Raw genomic sequence first — 16,922 nt, forward strand, 5'->3', positions numbered from 1 at the left:
TTAATAATCCACAATTTATTGGATTAATTGGTATCTTCGCCGAAAATTTAAACAGAATATGAAAAAAAAATTATTCGCTTTTATACTGATGTCATCCATGTTATCAGCGCAACAAGAATTTACTGATCTGAAAATTAAGAATTATTCCCCCACTCTTATTTTAGAGAGAAATATAGATACAGGAGGATTTACTCAAGGTATCCAATCTCGAATGTTGGATGGAACTAATAATTGGTTTTCTGGAAATGTAGGCACTCAATCATGGGTAGTCTTTAAAGGTAATTATATAGGACAATCGATGTTCACTATAAAAGAAGATGGAAATATTGGTGTTGGAACAATTAATCCTCAAGCTAAGCTTGATATTGTTTTTGGAGGAGAACCGAAAACAATTAAGTTTTTAGAGTCATTAAATGCTGCCAATTCAATGAATTCAATGTTGCGTTTTACTTGGTATAATGATACTGCAGATTTAGGAATTGTAAGGAGTGGTAGCTATCCTATAGAAGCAATGGCGATAAGATTCAATCAAAACGAAGTAGCAAGATTTACCCCAAATGGAAATGCTTCACTCCAAGGTAAATTTGAAGCTAAAGAAATTAAAGTAACCTTAACACCAACCGCAGATTTCGTATTTGATGAAGACTATGACTTACCAAAGTTAGAAGCCGTTGAAAAACACATCAAAGAAAAGAAACATCTTCCTGAAATTGCTTCCGCAAAAGAAATGGAAAAAGAAGGAGTGAATGTAGGAGAATTCCAGATTAAACTATTGCAAAAAATAGAAGAACTGACACTGTACACAATTGAACTGAATAAGCAGGTGAAAAAGCAAGCTGAAGAAATTGAAGCTTTAAAAAAATCAAATAATAACTATTAAAACTTAAAATGATTTATACAACTTTTTTATTGTACTGCAGTACTGCAAAGCCTTGTAGTGAATTGAATAACTTAAAAATAGGGTGAAATAAAAAAAGTAGTATAAATACATAATTCTCGGGTATATAGCCCTAATATATTATCAATTTAAAGATGAGAAAAACATTACTATTTTCCTTAACTTTAGCTGTTACGCTAATGTTTGGACAGACGCTTACAGAAAAACAAATGATTAATGCCAGAGCAGCTGGATATGCAGTAATTGCTGCCAAAAATCCAGGTCTGAATTTCGCTGTTATGGTTATTCCATGGGATGGTGTTAATTCATTAGAGTATAACGCTAATACCCAAATTAATCCTTCCTGGCAGCCGCAAGCAGTGGTTAAAGGGAACTACTTTGACCAGCCATTTGATGGCTCCGATTTTACAACGTACAGTTCTTTTGTAACAAGCCAGGCAGAGTTTGATCAGTATAAATCTACAGGAACACAATGGTGGATCATCTGTAGTGCTATGCCAGCATTCAGTTCTCGTATTAGTGGAAATCAGAATAATCAAAACGTTGGGATAGGAATTGAAAATCCCTCATATAATTTAGATGTGAAGGGCACATTCAGAGTAGGGGATGTGGGTAAATTTACATTTAATGGAGCTGCAGACTTATGGTTTGAGTATCCACTCAGAGGTTCTGGAGGAAGAGCAATGGTTCATGATGACGGAAATGTTTTAGCCCTGAATTATAACAATGACTTTACGGGGGGAACAAGATTAGGAACTTCTTTATTGGTAAAAGGGGATAATGCTTCACTCCAAGGCAAATTTGAAGCAAAAGAAATTAAAGTAACCTTAACACCAACCGCAGATTTCGTATTTGATGAAAACTATAACTTACCAAAGTTAGAAGTCGTTGAAAAGCACATCAAAGAAAAGAAACATCTTCCTGAAATTGCTTCTGCAAAAGAAATGGAAAGAGAAGGGGTGAATGTAGGAGAATTCCAGATTAAGCTATTGCAGAAAATAGAAGAGCTGACACTTTATACTATAGAACAGAATAAACAGCTTAAGAAACTTCAGGAGAGTAATGATAAATTAGTGAAAGAAGTTACTGAATTAAAATCCAACAAGAACTGATTAAATGAAAAAATTAAAATATACTTTATTGATATCCTTTTTTATCAAACCCCGGTAGTAATGGTACTCAAGATGCACTATTTATATTTAAAAAATCAGATAATGTATATAATATAGTTTATAAAATACTAATGGTGCTCAATCTTTTGAACTGATCCAGGTTAACTTATCTAATAATTCAGCCAGTTCTTCTCACATCACGATGCCAACAGAGTTTAAATACGCATCTTTTTACGAAACTATTTTTATAATGAAAGATAATGAAATTATTAAATTAACTGATGGAGACTGGAAACCTAATGTGAGCAGTGAATATGGAAATTACTTTTATCAAAATTTTATTAAGGATAGTAGTGGAAACTGGAAAAAAGATAAAAGTTTTCCACTTAAATGGAAAGATGTTGGAGCATTTGATAGCCGGTATGTAATTAGTGTTGATGATTATTATGGAAATAGTTTAAGACTTAGGAAGTTTAGCATAAGAGAAGTAGACTATTTGGCGCATCCTTATATAAGATATAGTGATAATATATTTTATCCGGCAGCCTATCACCGCCCCCAAAAGCTGGATAATTATTATTTTAGTGCGGGAAGTGTTGTTAATGGAAGAGAAGAGTTTAAGAACGTAGCATATAGTGGTTTAAATATGTTTTTATATAGATCACCTAACTTTGGATATGATTTTAATGCTACGACATATGATACCAAAACGGTAATTTTAGATGGTAAGACAGAGAAGCTGACTGGGTATAAAAGTGTTGCTATATCTGGAAAATATTCTGTTGTTATGAAACCTGGGTTTAGTGTTGCTGCTACAACTGGGGTAGAATTCACTGCAAAAGCACAAGCTCCTTTGCCAATGGATATTCCTGCATGCTCCCTTACTTTTGATGATATGCTTAATCCTAAGATAACGGAAACACCTAATGAAACACTATATCTTAAGCAGGTTGGCATGAAATTAGAAAATCATCCATATTACGGAGAAATTGTGTTTAACGATGCTCTTTCTGCTCAAGAATTTGTTATCAATAAGAATATTAAGTTATATCCAAACCCTACCAAAGATATACTGAATATTGACTTTAATGGTAAAAATTTCAAAACCTTAGAAGTATATTCATTAGATGGCAAGAGGATTGTAACAAAAGATCTCTCATCTATGAATACTGTTCAGGTTAACTTATCTCAGTATCCTGCCGGGATTTATATGGTAACCCTCATAGATTCAAACGGAAAGAACTATCCAAATAAGATTATAAAAAAGTAAGTATTTGATCTCAATCGCTGCTTTTGCAGCGATTTTTTTATTTACAATCAAAATTTAATGGAGATGCTTATTAACGCTTTGAACCTTTTAGAATTTTGAATACATTTGTAGAAAATAAAAATTTAAAAATGAACACACCATCAGAATTAAAGTACACTAAAGATCACGAATGGATCAAGATTGAGGGTAATGTAGCTACAATCGGTATTACAGACTTTGCGCAGGGAGAACTTGGAGACATCGTTTATGTAGATGTAGATACGGTAGATGATGATCTTAATGGCGGAGACGTTTTCGGAAGTGTAGAAGCAGTAAAAACTGTTTCAGACTTATTCTTGCCTATTTCAGGAAAGGTTATCGAATTCAACTCAGAATTGGAAGACCAGCCGGAGCTGTTAAATACAGATCCTTATGGAAACGGATGGATCATCAAATTAGAAGTTGCTGATGGAGCAGATCAGTCAGAATTGCTTTCTGCAGAAGATTATAAAGCTATCATTGGATAAAATTTCAAAAATATTTAGTAAGATATTGCCCATTTATTGGGCATTTCTTACTTATATGCTTCTCAAACCCGGAGAAGAGAATCATGAATACTGGTTCATGTTCAGCGGTATTGATAAAGTATTGCATGTAAGTATTTTTGCCGCCTTAGGGTTTTCTTTCATCGCTGCATTTCCCAAGATTAAATTTTCTTACTTTTTTCAGATCATTCTTATATATGCCTTCCTTACAGAAATTCTGCAGGAAGAAATGGGACTCGGAAGATCGATGGAAACATTGGATATTGTTGCTGATACAGTTGGCTGCCTCATAGGTTACTTGACTTATAAGTTCTTAATCAAACGATTTTTCTAATCCTGTTTTAGGAATATCTTTCTGGATGATGACGTTTTAATATTTTTCCTTCAATACTCAAATTTTTTCAGGAGCTTTATCCCGCTATCCGCTCATACTCCTCACCCTTTGGCATTCCAATGCTTAAATCCTGTAGCTTTCCAATTTCTGTTGTGGGGTAACCGCTGCTATCGGGGCTAGGGAGGAAGTGTGAATGATAGGTAATGAGCAATGATTAATAGATAAGCCTTAACTTAACCATTGTCTATAAGAAGAGGCTTTTATCATTCTTCTGACGAGGGTGTTTTCTAACAATCCAACACCACAATCCCTAATCCCCTGTGAAAATCTGTGCCATCTGTGGGAAATAAAAATATTCACTTCCGATTTTACAATTGCCTTCCATACTGTAATCCTCTAAAAGCCATACCAACACCAAATCCTGAAATAACCCAAGACCTGTTATATATAATGTATACATTCCATTACCCATTACCTTCACATATAATTCAATCCCCTTTCTCCAAACAAATGTTTAAAAATTTTTCGTCCATGGTATCAGCGTATTAGGGGTAAAAAGCGTAGTCAGTATGAATTTTATGTTAAATAAACTTGTTTTGCGTTGTAAGAAGTTGTTATCTTTGCCCCACTGAAAACGAGAGTATCAGTACAAGCGCAGAAGAGCTTTTAGCTAAGCATAAACATAATATTCTACTAAGATATCAGGCGAAAAAAAACTTTTAATTTTTATTGTATAAAAGTTGCGAGTTAAAAAAGAGTTTGTATCTTTGCAGTCCGAAATAATTCGGAGCGCAGGAGTAGATAGATTGAGGGTTTGGGAAGGATTAAGGTTACTTGAAAAACTTTAAAATTTTCTTTCAAAACATTTGGTCAATACAAAATAAAGTTTTACTTTTGCACTCGCAAATACGGAGCGACACTGACAGAGAGATTGCTTCGTTACAAAGCGGAAGATAAAAAGATCATTGACATACAATATAACAACCAAGTAAGGAAAAACTAAAGCGTTAAAAAACTTTGAGTGAGTCAGACAAACATACAATGGAGAGTTTGATCCTGGCTCAGGATGAACGCTAGCGGGAGGCCTAACACATGCAAGCCGAGCGGTAGAGTCTCTTCGGAGACTTGAGAGCGGCGCACGGGTGCGGAACACGTGTGCAACCTGCCTTTATCTGGGGGATAGCCTTTCGAAAGGAAGATTAATACCCCATAATATATTGAGTGGCATCACTTGATATTGAAAACTCCGGTGGATAGAGATGGGCACGCGCAAGATTAGATAGTTGGTGAGGTAACGGCTCACCAAGTCTACGATCTTTAGGGGGCCTGAGAGGGTGATCCCCCACACTGGTACTGAGACACGGACCAGACTCCTACGGGAGGCAGCAGTGAGGAATATTGGACAATGGGTGAGAGCCTGATCCAGCCATCCCGCGTGAAGGACGACGGCCCTATGGGTTGTAAACTTCTTTTGTATAGGGATAAACCTAGATACGTGTATCTAGCTGAAGGTACTATACGAATAAGCACCGGCTAACTCCGTGCCAGCAGCCGCGGTAATACGGAGGGTGCAAGCGTTATCCGGATTTATTGGGTTTAAAGGGTCCGTAGGCTGATTTGTAAGTCAGTGGTGAAATCTCACAGCTTAACTGTGAAACTGCCATTGATACTGCAAGTCTTGAGTGTTGTTGAAGTAGCTGGAATAAGTAGTGTAGCGGTGAAATGCATAGATATTACTTAGAACACCAATTGCGAAGGCAGGTTACTAAGCAACAACTGACGCTGATGGACGAAAGCGTGGGGAGCGAACAGGATTAGATACCCTGGTAGTCCACGCCGTAAACGATGCTAACTCGTTTTTGGGTTTTCGGATTCAGAGACTAAGCGAAAGTGATAAGTTAGCCACCTGGGGAGTACGAACGCAAGTTTGAAACTCAAAGGAATTGACGGGGGCCCGCACAAGCGGTGGATTATGTGGTTTAATTCGATGATACGCGAGGAACCTTACCAAGGCTTAAATGGGAAATGACAGGTTTAGAAATAGACTTTTCTTCGGACATTTTTCAAGGTGCTGCATGGTTGTCGTCAGCTCGTGCCGTGAGGTGTTAGGTTAAGTCCTGCAACGAGCGCAACCCCTGTCACTAGTTGCCATCATTAAGTTGGGGACTCTAGTGAGACTGCCTACGCAAGTAGAGAGGAAGGTGGGGATGACGTCAAATCATCACGGCCCTTACGCCTTGGGCCACACACGTAATACAATGGCCGGTACAGAGGGCAGCTACACAGTGATGTGATGCAAATCTCGAAAGCCGGTCTCAGTTCGGATTGGAGTCTGCAACTCGACTCTATGAAGCTGGAATCGCTAGTAATCGCGCATCAGCCATGGCGCGGTGAATACGTTCCCGGGCCTTGTACACACCGCCCGTCAAGCCATGGAAGTCTGGGGTACCTGAAGTCGGTGACCGTAACAGGAGCTGCCTAGGGTAAAACAGGTAACTAGGGCTAAGTCGTAACAAGGTAGCCGTACCGGAAGGTGCGGCTGGAACATCTCATTTTAGAGCGTCGTTAGACGATAAAAAAATTAGTATCGTAAGATACAGAACTTACTTAAAGTTCAAGCTTTAGTTTTTTGTTTGGTTGATATATAAAAATACAACACCCACTAGAAATTAGTAAAGGGAAGAGGCAGGAGAAAAGAACAAAGATGAAAGACAGAAGTTGAAAAGGTCTTTATTCTATATTCTTAGCTCTCAAGGTCTAACATAAAGACAGTCTCGTAGCTCAGCTGGTTAGAGCGCTACACTGATAATGTAGAGGTCGGCAGTTCGAGCCTGCCCGAGACTACTAATTATAAGGGATGTAAAAAGTACAAAGTAGCTTGTACAATGTAAGAGATTAAATCTGAAACATTATACATTTTACATTATACAAAGAACATCACTACTAGAGGGGGAATTAGCTCAGCTGGCTAGAGCGCCTGCCTTGCACGCAGGAGGTCAAGGGTTCGACTCCCTTATTCTCCACCATCATAGATGGTTTAGTTTTAAAAAAGCAAATAGAGCCAAAAACAATATTTGCGAATTAAATCAGAAATAGATTTAAGATCATTGACATTAACGGTAAAGACATCACAAAGAGAAAACCGAGCGCATAAAGCGCTTGAGTAACCAAAAATAGGAAAGAAATCGTTAAGGGCGTATGGCGGATGCCTAGGCTTTCAGAGGCGACGAAGGACGTGGTAAGCTGCGAAAAGCTGCGGGGATTGGCACACACGAATAGATCCGCAGATGTCCGAATGGGGCAACCCGGCATGTTGAAGACATGTCACCTCTTAGGAGGAGCAAACCCGGAGAACTGAAACATCTAAGTACCCGGAGGAAAAGAAATCGAAGAGATTCCGTAAGTAGTGGCGAGCGAAAGCGGATTAGCCCAAAAGCTTTTATATGTTTAATAGAATGTTCTGGAAAGAACAGCCATAGAGGGTGATAGCCCCGTATATGAAAGGCATATTTGAGTGATAAATGAGTAGGGCGGGACACGTGAAATCCTGTCTGAATATGGGGGGACCATCCTCCAAGGCTAAATACTCCTGAAAGACCGATAGTGAACAAGTACTGTGAAGGAAAGGTGAAAAGCACTTCGAATAGAAGGGTGAAATAGAACCTGAAACCGTACGCCTACAAGCGGTCGGAGCAGCGTAAAGCTGTGACGGCGTGCCTTTTGCATAATGAGCCTACGAGTTAATTTTACTAGCGAGGTTAAGGTATTAAGTACCGGAGCCGGAGCGAAAGCGAGTCTGAATAGGGCGCTGAGTTAGTAGGATTAGACGCGAAACCTTGTGATCTACCCATGGGCAGGTTGAAGCTCTGGTAACACAGAGTGGAGGACCGAACCGGTTGACGTTGAAAAGTCTTCGGATGACCTGTGGGTAGGGGTGAAAGGCCAATCAAACTGGGAGATAGCTCGTACTCTCCGAAATGCATTTAGGTGCAGCGTCGCAAAAAAGTTTATTAGAGGTAGAGCTACTGATTGGATGCGGGGGTTTCACCGCCTACCAATTCCTGACAAACTCCGAATGCTAATAAATGTTGTGCGGCAGTGAGGGCATGGGTGCTAAGGTCCATGTCCGAGAGGGAAAGAACCCAGACCAACAGCTAAGGTCCCCAAATATATGTTAAGTTGAAGCAACGCGGTTGGACTGCATTGACAGCTAGGATGTTGGCTTGGAAGCAGCCATTCATTTAAAGAGTGCGTAACAGCTCACTAGTCGAGCGGTCCGGCATGGATAATAATCGGGCATAAACATATTACCGAAGCTATGGATTTGTACATTGTACATCTGGTAGGAGAGCATTCTATTTGCGCCGAAGCAGTACTGTGAGGTATTGTGGAGCGGATAGAAAAGAAAATGTAGGCATAAGTAACGATAAAGCAGGCGAGAAACCTGCTCACCGAAAGACCAAGGCTTCCTCAGCCATGCTAATCAGCTGAGGGTTAGTCGGGACCTAACGCGAACCCGAAAGGGGTAGTGGATGGACACAGGGTTAATATTCCCTGACTTGCTCACAATAAAAGGGGACGGTTGGATGTATCTGCTGGAGACTGACGGAATAGTCAAGGCCTAGCCTTCGGGCGAAGCTGCTGTAGAGTAATCTGATCCAAGAAAAGCCGAAGTGAAGCAACCCGTACCAAAACCGACACAGGTGGTCGAGGAGAGAATCCTAAGGTGCTCGAGTGAGTCGTGGCTAAGGAACTAGGCAAAATAGTCTCGTAACTTCGGAAGAAGAGACGCCATCAGCAATGGTGGCCGCAGTGAAGAGGCCCAGGCGACTGTTTATCAAAAACACAGGACTCTGCTAAATCGAAAGATGCTGTATAGGGTCTGACACCTGCCCGGTGCTGGAAGGTTAAGGAAGGTGCTTAGGGTTAAACCGAAGGCATTAACTGAAGCCCCAGTAAACGGCGGCCGTAACTATAACGGTCCTAAGGTAGCGAAATTCCTTGTCGGGTAAGTTCCGACCTGCACGAATGGTGTAACGATCTGGGCACTGTCTCAGCCACGAGCTCGGTGAAATTGTAGTATCGGTGAAGATGCCGATTACCCGCAATGGGACGAAAAGACCCTGTGAACCTTTACTATAACTTCGTATTGACTTTGAGTAAGTAATGTGTAGGATAGGTGGGAGGCTTTGAAGCAGGCACGCTAGTGTTTGTGGAGCCGTCGTTGAAATACCACCCTTTACTTACTTGGAGCCTAACTTCTTTCAGAAGGACATTGCGTGGTGGGTAGTTTGACTGGGGTGGTCGCCTCCAAAAGAGTAACGGAGGCTTTCAAAGGTACCCTCAGCACGCTTGGTAACCGTGCGTAGAGTGTAATGGCATAAGGGTGCTTGACTGTGAGACCTACAAGTCGATCAGGTGCGAAAGCAGGACATAGTGATCCGGTGGTTCCGTATGGAAGGGCCATCGCTCATAGGATAAAAGGTACTCCGGGGATAACAGGCTAGTCTCCCCCAAGAGCTCACATCGACGGGGAGGTTCGGCACCTCGATGTCGGCTCGTCACATCCTGGGGCTGGAGAAGGTCCCAAGGGTTGGGCTGTTCGCCCATTAAAGTGGCACGCGAGCTGGGTTCAGAACGTCGTGAGACAGTTCGGTCTCTATCTATTGCGGGCGTTAGATGTTTGAGAGGGCTTGATTCTAGTACGAGAGGACCGAATTGAACAAACCTCTGGTGTATCAGTTGTACCGCCAGGTGCACCGCTGAGTAGCTACGTTTGGAAGAGATAAGCACTGAAAGCATATAAGTGCGAAACTCGCCTCAAGATGAGACATCTTTTAAGGGTCGTTGTAGATGACGACGTTGATAGGCTACAGGTGTAAAGACAGTAATGTCATAGCCGAGTAGTACTAATTACCCGTAGATTTATAGCCTATGGTTGCTAAATCTAAAATTATAATATAATAAATATGACAAGTACTTTATGCGCAGTAAAGGTTTTGTCTTTGTGAAAGTTTTTATCGCTTAAAACTTGTAAAATATAGAATGTAATAAGTATGATATAAATACCTTGTACATATTACAACCGACATTTTACAATATATACCTTCTTTAGGGTGGTTTTAGCGGTGGGGCTCACCTGTTCCCATTCCGAACACAGAAGTTAAGCCCACCAGCGCCGATGGTACTGCTAACGCGGGAGAGTAGGCCGCCGCCAGTTTTTATTTTATTTTTAAAAATCCTTTATCATTGTGATAAAGGATTTTTTTTTGTGCCATACCCAAGAGTATAATACCCAAACCAACCCCAATATCAAAGGAAACCCAAACCAAAAACCAACCCCGGTAACTATCAGTAATGAGTAATGGATGCAACCCTTGATGTTCTTACTAACCAGTTAACCAGTATCCACCTTTTACTTTTCACACCTCTTTAAGTCTTTACCTTTTGATATTTTATTTTTCAGAACTGTGCTTTATCCTTATTTCTAATAAATCTATATTCTATTCTTCAGCTTCCTCTTTTACTTTGTTCCGAATCCATTCATTTAACAGGGATCTTAAATATCCTTACTATTCTTAATAGACCGCCTATTGTCATCCTGTAAGGATCTAACAGAGGGGAAAGGAGGCAATAATATTGGATAGCGCTGTCTGAATCCCTGGGGATGATAAAGTTAGTGGGCAATCACAGCTCGGGTAGTATATAGGTTATCATCATTATAGTTTACTCATTATTATTCATTACTTATCACAAAGGGTATTCTAATTTTGAAAAGAACTCAAGATCTATCAAATATCGATTTATTTACATGATTCCTATCTCCACAGAATTTGCTTCAAAGATATTTCATACTTCCTAATGCCAATAACACTATAATTTTATCTTCGAATTTTATAAGCCTACCAGCTATATATATTATATTGAGTTTTTATTTTCATATTCCAGTTAATTAAATACTAATTGTGGATAAGTATAAAATTGGATATAAGTATAAATAAATCAATTGTTTAAACGTGTTACTTATTCACAATCGGTATGCTCAAATGAATTTTATGTTAAATAAACTTGTTTTGCGTTGTAAGAAGTTGTTATCTTTGCCCCACTGAAAACGAGAGTATCAGTACAAGCGCAGAAGAGCTTTTAGCTAAGCATAAACATTATATTCTACTAAGATATCAGGCGAAAAAAAACTTTTAATTTTTATTGTATAAAAGTTGCGAGTTAAAAAAGAGTTTGTATCTTTGCAGTCCGAAATAATTCGGAGCGCAGGAGTAGATAGATTGAGGGTTTGGGAAGGATTAAGGTTACTTGAAAAACTTTAAAATTTTCTTTCAAAACATTTGGTCAATACAAAATAAAGTTTTACTTTTGCACTCGCAAATACGGAGCGACACTGACAGAGAGATTGCTTCGTTACAAAGCGGAAGATAAAAAGATCATTGACATACAATATAACAACCAAGTAAGGAAAAACTAAAGCGTTAAAAAACTTTGAGTGAGTCAGACAAACATACAATGGAGAGTTTGATCCTGGCTCAGGATGAACGCTAGCGGGAGGCCTAACACATGCAAGCCGAGCGGTAGAGTCTCTTCGGAGACTTGAGAGCGGCGCACGGGTGCGGAACACGTGTGCAACCTGCCTTTATCTGGGGGATAGCCTTTCGAAAGGGAGATTAATACCCCATAATATACTGGATGGCATCATCTGGTATTGAAAACTCCGGTGGATAGAGATGGGCACGCGCAAGATTAGATAGTTGGTGAGGTAACGGCTCACCAAGTCTACGATCTTTAGGGGGCCTGAGAGGGTGATCCCCCACACTGGTACTGAGACACGGACCAGACTCCTACGGGAGGCAGCAGTGAGGAATATTGGACAATGGGTGAGAGCCTGATCCAGCCATCCCGCGTGAAGGACGACGGCCCTATGGGTTGTAAACTTCTTTTGTATAGGGATAAACCTAGATACGTGTATCTAGCTGAAGGTACTATACGAATAAGCACCGGCTAACTCCGTGCCAGCAGCCGCGGTAATACGGAGGGTGCAAGCGTTATCCGGATTTATTGGGTTTAAAGGGTCCGTAGGCTGATTTGTAAGTCAGTGGTGAAATCTCACAGCTTAACTGTGAAACTGCCATTGATACTGCAAGTCTTGAGTGTTGTTGAAGTAGCTGGAATAAGTAGTGTAGCGGTGAAATGCATAGATATTACTTAGAACACCAATTGCGAAGGCAGGTTACTAAGCAACAACTGACGCTGATGGACGAAAGCGTGGGGAGCGAACAGGATTAGATACCCTGGTAGTCCACGCCGTAAACGATGCTAACTCGTTTTTGGGTTTTCGGATTCAGAGACTAAGCGAAAGTGATAAGTTAGCCACCTGGGGAGTACGAACGCAAGTTTGAAACTCAAAGGAATTGACGGGGGCCCGCACAAGCGGTGGATTATGTGGTTTAATTCGATGATACGCGAGGAACCTTACCAAGGCTTAAATGGGAAATGACAGGTTTAGAAATAGACTTTTCTTCGGACATTTTTCAAGGTGCTGCATGGTTGTCGTCAGCTCGTGCCGTGAGGTGTTAGGTTAAGTCCTGCAACGAGCGCAACCCCTGTCACTAGTTGCCATCATTAAGTTGGGGACTCTAGTGAGACTGCCTACGCAAGTAGAGAGGAAGGTGGGGATGACGTCAAATCATCACGGCCCTTACGCCTTGGGCCACACACGTAATACAATGGCCGGTACAGAGGGCAGCTACACAGTGATGTGATGCAAATCTCGAAAGCCGGTCTCAGTTCGGATTGGAGTCTGCAACTCGACTCTATGAAGCTGGAATCGCTAGTAATCGCGCATCAGCCATGGCGCGGTGAATACGTTCCCGGGCCTTGTACACACCGCCCGTCAAGCCATGGAAGTCTGGGGTACCTGAAGTCGGTGACCGTAACAGGAGCTGCCTAGGGTAAAACAGGTAACTAGGGCTAAGTCGTAACAAGGTAGCCGTACCGGAAGGTGCGGCTGGAACATCTCATTTTAGAGCGTCGTTAGACGATAAAAAAATTAGTATCGTAAGATACAGAACTTACTTAAAGTTCAAGCTTTAGTTTTTTGTTTGGTTGATATATAAAAATACAACACCCACTAGAAATTAGTAAAGGGAAGAGGCAAGAGAAAAGAACAAAGATGAAAGACAGAAGTTGAAAAGGTCTTTATTCTATATTCTTAGCTCTCAAGGTCTAACATAAAGACAGTCTCGTAGCTCAGCTGGTTAGAGCGCTACACTGATAATGTAGAGGTCGGCAGTTCGAGCCTGCCCGAGACTACTAATTATAAGGGATGTAAAAAGTACAAAGTAGCTTGTACAATGTAAGAGATTAAATCTGATACATTCTACATTTTACATTATACAAAGTACATCACTACTAGAGGGGGAATTAGCTCAGCTGGCTAGAGCGCCTGCCTTGCACGCAGGAGGTCAAGGGTTCGACTCCCTTATTCTCCACCATCATAGATGGTTTAGTTTTAAAAAAGCAAATAGAGCCAAAAACAATATTTGCGAATTAAATCAGAAATAGATTTAAGATCATTGACATTAACGGTAAAGACATCACAAAGAGAAAACCGAGCGCATAAAGCGCTTGAGTAACCAAAAATAGGAAAGAAATCGTTAAGGGCGTATGGCGGATGCCTAGGCTTTCAGAGGCGACGAAGGACGTGGTAAGCTGCGAAAAGCTGCGGGGATTGGCACACACGAATAGATCCGCAGATGTCCGAATGGGGCAACCCAATACATTGAAGATGTATTACCTCGTAAGAGGAGCAAACCCGGAGAACTGAAACATCTAAGTACCCGGAGGAAAAGAAATCGAAGAGATTCCGTAAGTAGTGGCGAGCGAAAGCGGATTAGCCCAAAAGCTTTTATATGTTTAATAGAATGTTCTGGAAAGAACAGCCATAGAGGGTGATAGCCCCGTATATGAAAGGCATATTTGAGTGATAAATGAGTAGGGCGGGACACGTGAAATCCTGTCTGAATATGGGGGGACCATCCTCCAAGGCTAAATACTCCTGAAAGACCGATAGTGAACAAGTACTGTGAAGGAAAGGTGAAAAGCACTTCGAATAGAAGGGTGAAATAGAACCTGAAACCGTACGCCTACAAGCGGTCGGAGCAGCGTAAAGCTGTGACGGCGTGCCTTTTGCATAATGAGCCTACGAGTTAATTTTACTAGCGAGGTTAAGGTATTAAGTACCGGAGCCGGAGCGAAAGCGAGTCTGAATAGGGCGCTGAGTTAGTAGGATTAGACGCGAAACCTTGTGATCTACCCATGGGCAGGTTGAAGCTCTGGTAACACAGAGTGGAGGACCGAACCGGTTGACGTTGAAAAGTCTTCGGATGACCTGTGGGTAGGGGTGAAAGGCCAATCAAACTGGGAGATAGCTCGTACTCTCCGAAATGCATTTAGGTGCAGCGTCGCAAAAAAGTTTATTAGAGGTAGAGCTACTGATTGGATGCGGGGGTTTCACCGCCTACCAATTCCTGACAAACTCCGAATGCTAATAAATGTTGTGCGGCAGTGAGGGCATGGGTGCTAAGGTCCATGTCCGAGAGGGAAAGAACCCAGACCAACAGCTAAGGTCCCCAAATATATGTTAAGTTGAAGCAACGCGGTTGGACTGCATTGACAGCTAGGATGTTGGCTTGGAAGCAGCCATTCATTTAAAGAGTGCGTAACAGCTCACTAGTCGAGCGGTCCGGCATGGATAATAATCGGGCATAAACATATTACCGAAGCTATGGATTTGTACATTGTACATCTGGTAGGAGAGCATTCTATTTGCGCCGAAGCAGTACTGTGAGGTATTGTGGAGCGGATAGAAAAGAAAATGTAGGCATAAGTAACGATAAAGCAGGCGAGAAACCTGCTCACCGAAAGACCAAGGCTTCCTCAGCCATGCTAATCAGCTGAGGGTTAGTCGGGACCTAACGCGAACCCGAAAGGGGTAGTGGATGGACACAGGGTTAATATTCCCTGACTTGCTCACAATAAAAGGGGACGGTTGGATGTATCTGCTGGAGACTGACGGAATAGTCAAGGCCTAGCCTTCGGGCGAAGCTGCTGTAGAGTAATCTGATCCAAGAAAAGCCGAAGTGAAGCAACCCGTACCAAAACCGACACAGGTGGTCGAGGAGAGAATCCTAAGGTGCTCGAGTGAGTCGTGGCTAAGGAACTAGGCAAAATAGTCTCGTAACTTCGGAAGAAGAGACGCCATCAGCAATGGTGGCCGCAGTGAAGAGGCCCAGGCGACTGTTTATCAAAAACACAGGACTCTGCTAAATCGAAAGATGCTGTATAGGGTCTGACACCTGCCCGGTGCTGGAAGGTTAAGGAAGGTGCTTAGGGTTAAACCGAAGGCATTAACTGAAGCCCCAGTAAACGGCGGCCGTAACTATAACGGTCCTAAGGTAGCGAAATTCCTTGTCGGGTAAGTTCCGACCTGCACGAATGGTGTAACGATCTGGGCACTGTCTCAGCCACGAGCTCGGTGAAATTGTAGTATCGGTGAAGATGCCGATTACCCGCAATGGGACGAAAAGACCCTGTGAACCTTTACTATAACTTCGTATTGACTTTGAGTAAGTAATGTGTAGGATAGGTGGGAGGCTTTGAAGCAGGCACGCTAGTGTTTGTGGAGCCGTCGTTGAAATACCACCCTTTACTTACTTGGAGCCTAACTTCTTTCAGAAGGACATTGCGTGGTGGGTAGTTTGACTGGGGTGGTCGCCTCCAAAAGAGTAACGGAGGCTTTCAAAGGTACCCTCAGCACGCTTGGTAACCGTGCGTAGAGTGTAATGGCATAAGGGTGCTTGACTGTGAGACCTACAAGTCGATCAGGTGCGAAAGCAGGACATAGTGATCCGGTGGTTCCGTATGGAAGGGCCATCGCTCATAGGATAAAAGGTACTCCGGGGATAACAGGCTAGTCTCCCCCAAGAGCTCACATCGACGGGGAGGTTCGGCACCTCGATGTCGGCTCGTCACATCCTGGGGCTGGAGAAGGTCCCAAGGGTTGGGCTGTTCGCCCATTAAAGTGGCACGCGAGCTGGGTTCAGAACGTCGTGAGACAGTTCGGTCTCTATCTATTGCGGGCGTTAGATGTTTGAGAGGGCTTGATTCTAGTACGAGAGGACCGAATTGAACAAACCTCTGGTGTATCAGTTGTACCGCCAGGTGCACCGCTGAGTAGCTACGTTTGGAAGAGATAAGCACTGAAAGCATATAAGTGCGAAACTCGCCTCAAGATGAGACATCTTTTAAGGGTCGTTGTAGATGACGACGTTGATAGGCTACAGGTGTAAAGACAGTAATGTCATAGCCGAGTAGTACTAATTACCCGTAGATTTATAGCCTATGGTTGCTAAATCTAAAATTATAATATAATAAATATGACAAGTACTTTATGCGCAGTAAAGGTTTTGTCTTTGTGAAAGTTTTTATCGCTTAAAACTTGTAAAATATAGAATGTAATAAGTATGATATAAATACCTTGTACATATTACAACCGACATTTTACAATATATACCTTCTTTAGGGTGGTTTTAGCGGTGGGGCTCACCTGTTCCCATTCCGAACACAGAAGTTAAGCCCACCAGCGCCGATGGTACTGCTAACGCGGGAGAGTAGGCCGCCGCCAGTTTTTATTTTATTTTTAAAAATCCTTTATCATTGTGATAAAGGATTTTTTTTTGTGCCATACCCAAGAGTATAATACCCAAACCAACCC

6 protein-coding genes, 4 tRNA genes and 6 rRNA genes are annotated in these 16,922 nt (G+C 41.9%); 15 read left to right on the forward strand and 1 reads right to left on the reverse strand.

The features are described from left to right. The first annotated feature begins 58 nt into the window (after nt 1–58). The 5 genes from EG339_RS24490 to EG339_RS08775 all read left to right on the forward strand — a co-directional run bounded on the left by EG339_RS24490 (nt 59) and on the right by EG339_RS08775 (nt 4,138). Nucleotides 59–880 carry a hypothetical protein gene (locus EG339_RS24490; RefSeq protein WP_228459728.1) on the forward strand — a complete coding sequence of 274 codons (822 nt, stop codon included), beginning with the start codon at nt 59–61 and terminating at the stop codon, nt 878–880. A gap of 152 nt (nt 881–1,032) precedes the next feature. Beyond that, the gene (locus tag EG339_RS08760) at nt 1,033–2,010 is read left to right on the forward strand and encodes a hypothetical protein (protein WP_123869859.1); all 978 of its coding nucleotides are present in this window, start codon (nt 1,033–1,035) and stop codon (nt 2,008–2,010) included. A 250-nt stretch (nt 2,011–2,260) separates the two neighbouring features. After that, nucleotides 2,261–3,280 carry a T9SS type A sorting domain-containing protein gene (locus EG339_RS08765; RefSeq protein WP_164466425.1) on the forward strand — a complete coding sequence of 340 codons (1,020 nt, stop codon included), beginning with the start codon at nt 2,261–2,263 and terminating at the stop codon, nt 3,278–3,280. A gap of 128 nt (nt 3,281–3,408) precedes the next feature. Continuing rightward, nucleotides 3,409–3,786, forward strand: coding sequence for a glycine cleavage system protein GcvH (gcvH, locus tag EG339_RS08770; protein WP_066692756.1), 378 nt, complete (start codon nt 3,409–3,411; stop codon nt 3,784–3,786). Nucleotides 3,787–3,841: 55 nt separating this feature from the next. After that, a complete protein-coding gene (locus tag EG339_RS08775) occupies nt 3,842–4,138 on the forward strand; it encodes a VanZ family protein (protein WP_228459729.1) in 297 nt (98 codons plus the stop codon). A gap of 310 nt (nt 4,139–4,448) precedes the next feature. Here the strand turns inward: EG339_RS08775 and EG339_RS24220 are convergent, their stop codons facing one another. Continuing rightward, entirely contained in the window at nt 4,449–4,598 is a 150-nt protein-coding gene (locus EG339_RS24220; protein ID WP_164466414.1) for a hypothetical protein, read from the reverse strand. A 578-nt stretch (nt 4,599–5,176) separates the two neighbouring features. On the opposite strand from EG339_RS24220, the gene EG339_RS08780 reads away from it, so the two are divergent. The 10 genes from EG339_RS08780 (at nt 5,177) to rrf (EG339_RS08825) (ending at nt 16,835) form a co-directional block, all read left to right on the forward strand. Further along, nucleotides 5,177–6,693, forward strand: a 16S ribosomal RNA gene (locus EG339_RS08780). A 215-nt stretch (nt 6,694–6,908) separates the two neighbouring features. After that, nucleotides 6,909–6,982 (forward strand) — tRNA-Ile (locus EG339_RS08785). Between the two features lie 105 nt (nt 6,983–7,087). After that, nucleotides 7,088–7,164, forward strand: a tRNA-Ala gene (locus tag EG339_RS08790). Nucleotides 7,165–7,316: 152 nt separating this feature from the next. Beyond that, nucleotides 7,317–10,071 (forward strand): 23S ribosomal RNA (locus EG339_RS08795). 179 nt (nt 10,072–10,250) lie between these two features. Then, nucleotides 10,251–10,358, forward strand: a 5S ribosomal RNA gene (gene rrf, locus EG339_RS08800). Between the two features lie 1,295 nt (nt 10,359–11,653). Then, a 16S ribosomal RNA gene (locus EG339_RS08805) occupies nt 11,654–13,170 on the forward strand. Nucleotides 13,171–13,385: 215 nt separating this feature from the next. Further along, nucleotides 13,386–13,459, forward strand: a tRNA-Ile gene (locus EG339_RS08810). A gap of 105 nt (nt 13,460–13,564) precedes the next feature. Next, nucleotides 13,565–13,641, forward strand: a tRNA-Ala gene (locus EG339_RS08815). 152 nt (nt 13,642–13,793) lie between these two features. Continuing rightward, nucleotides 13,794–16,548 (forward strand): 23S ribosomal RNA (locus EG339_RS08820). Between the two features lie 179 nt (nt 16,549–16,727). Further along, a 5S ribosomal RNA gene (gene rrf, locus EG339_RS08825) occupies nt 16,728–16,835 on the forward strand. The 16S, 23S and 5S rRNA genes sit together here with 4 tRNA genes alongside, the layout of an rRNA operon. Nucleotides 16,836–16,922 lie beyond the last annotated feature (87 nt).

This window comes from Chryseobacterium bernardetii (assembly GCF_003815975.1).
In the GTDB taxonomy this organism is placed as follows: Bacteria; Bacteroidota; Bacteroidia; order Flavobacteriales; family Weeksellaceae; genus Chryseobacterium; species Chryseobacterium bernardetii.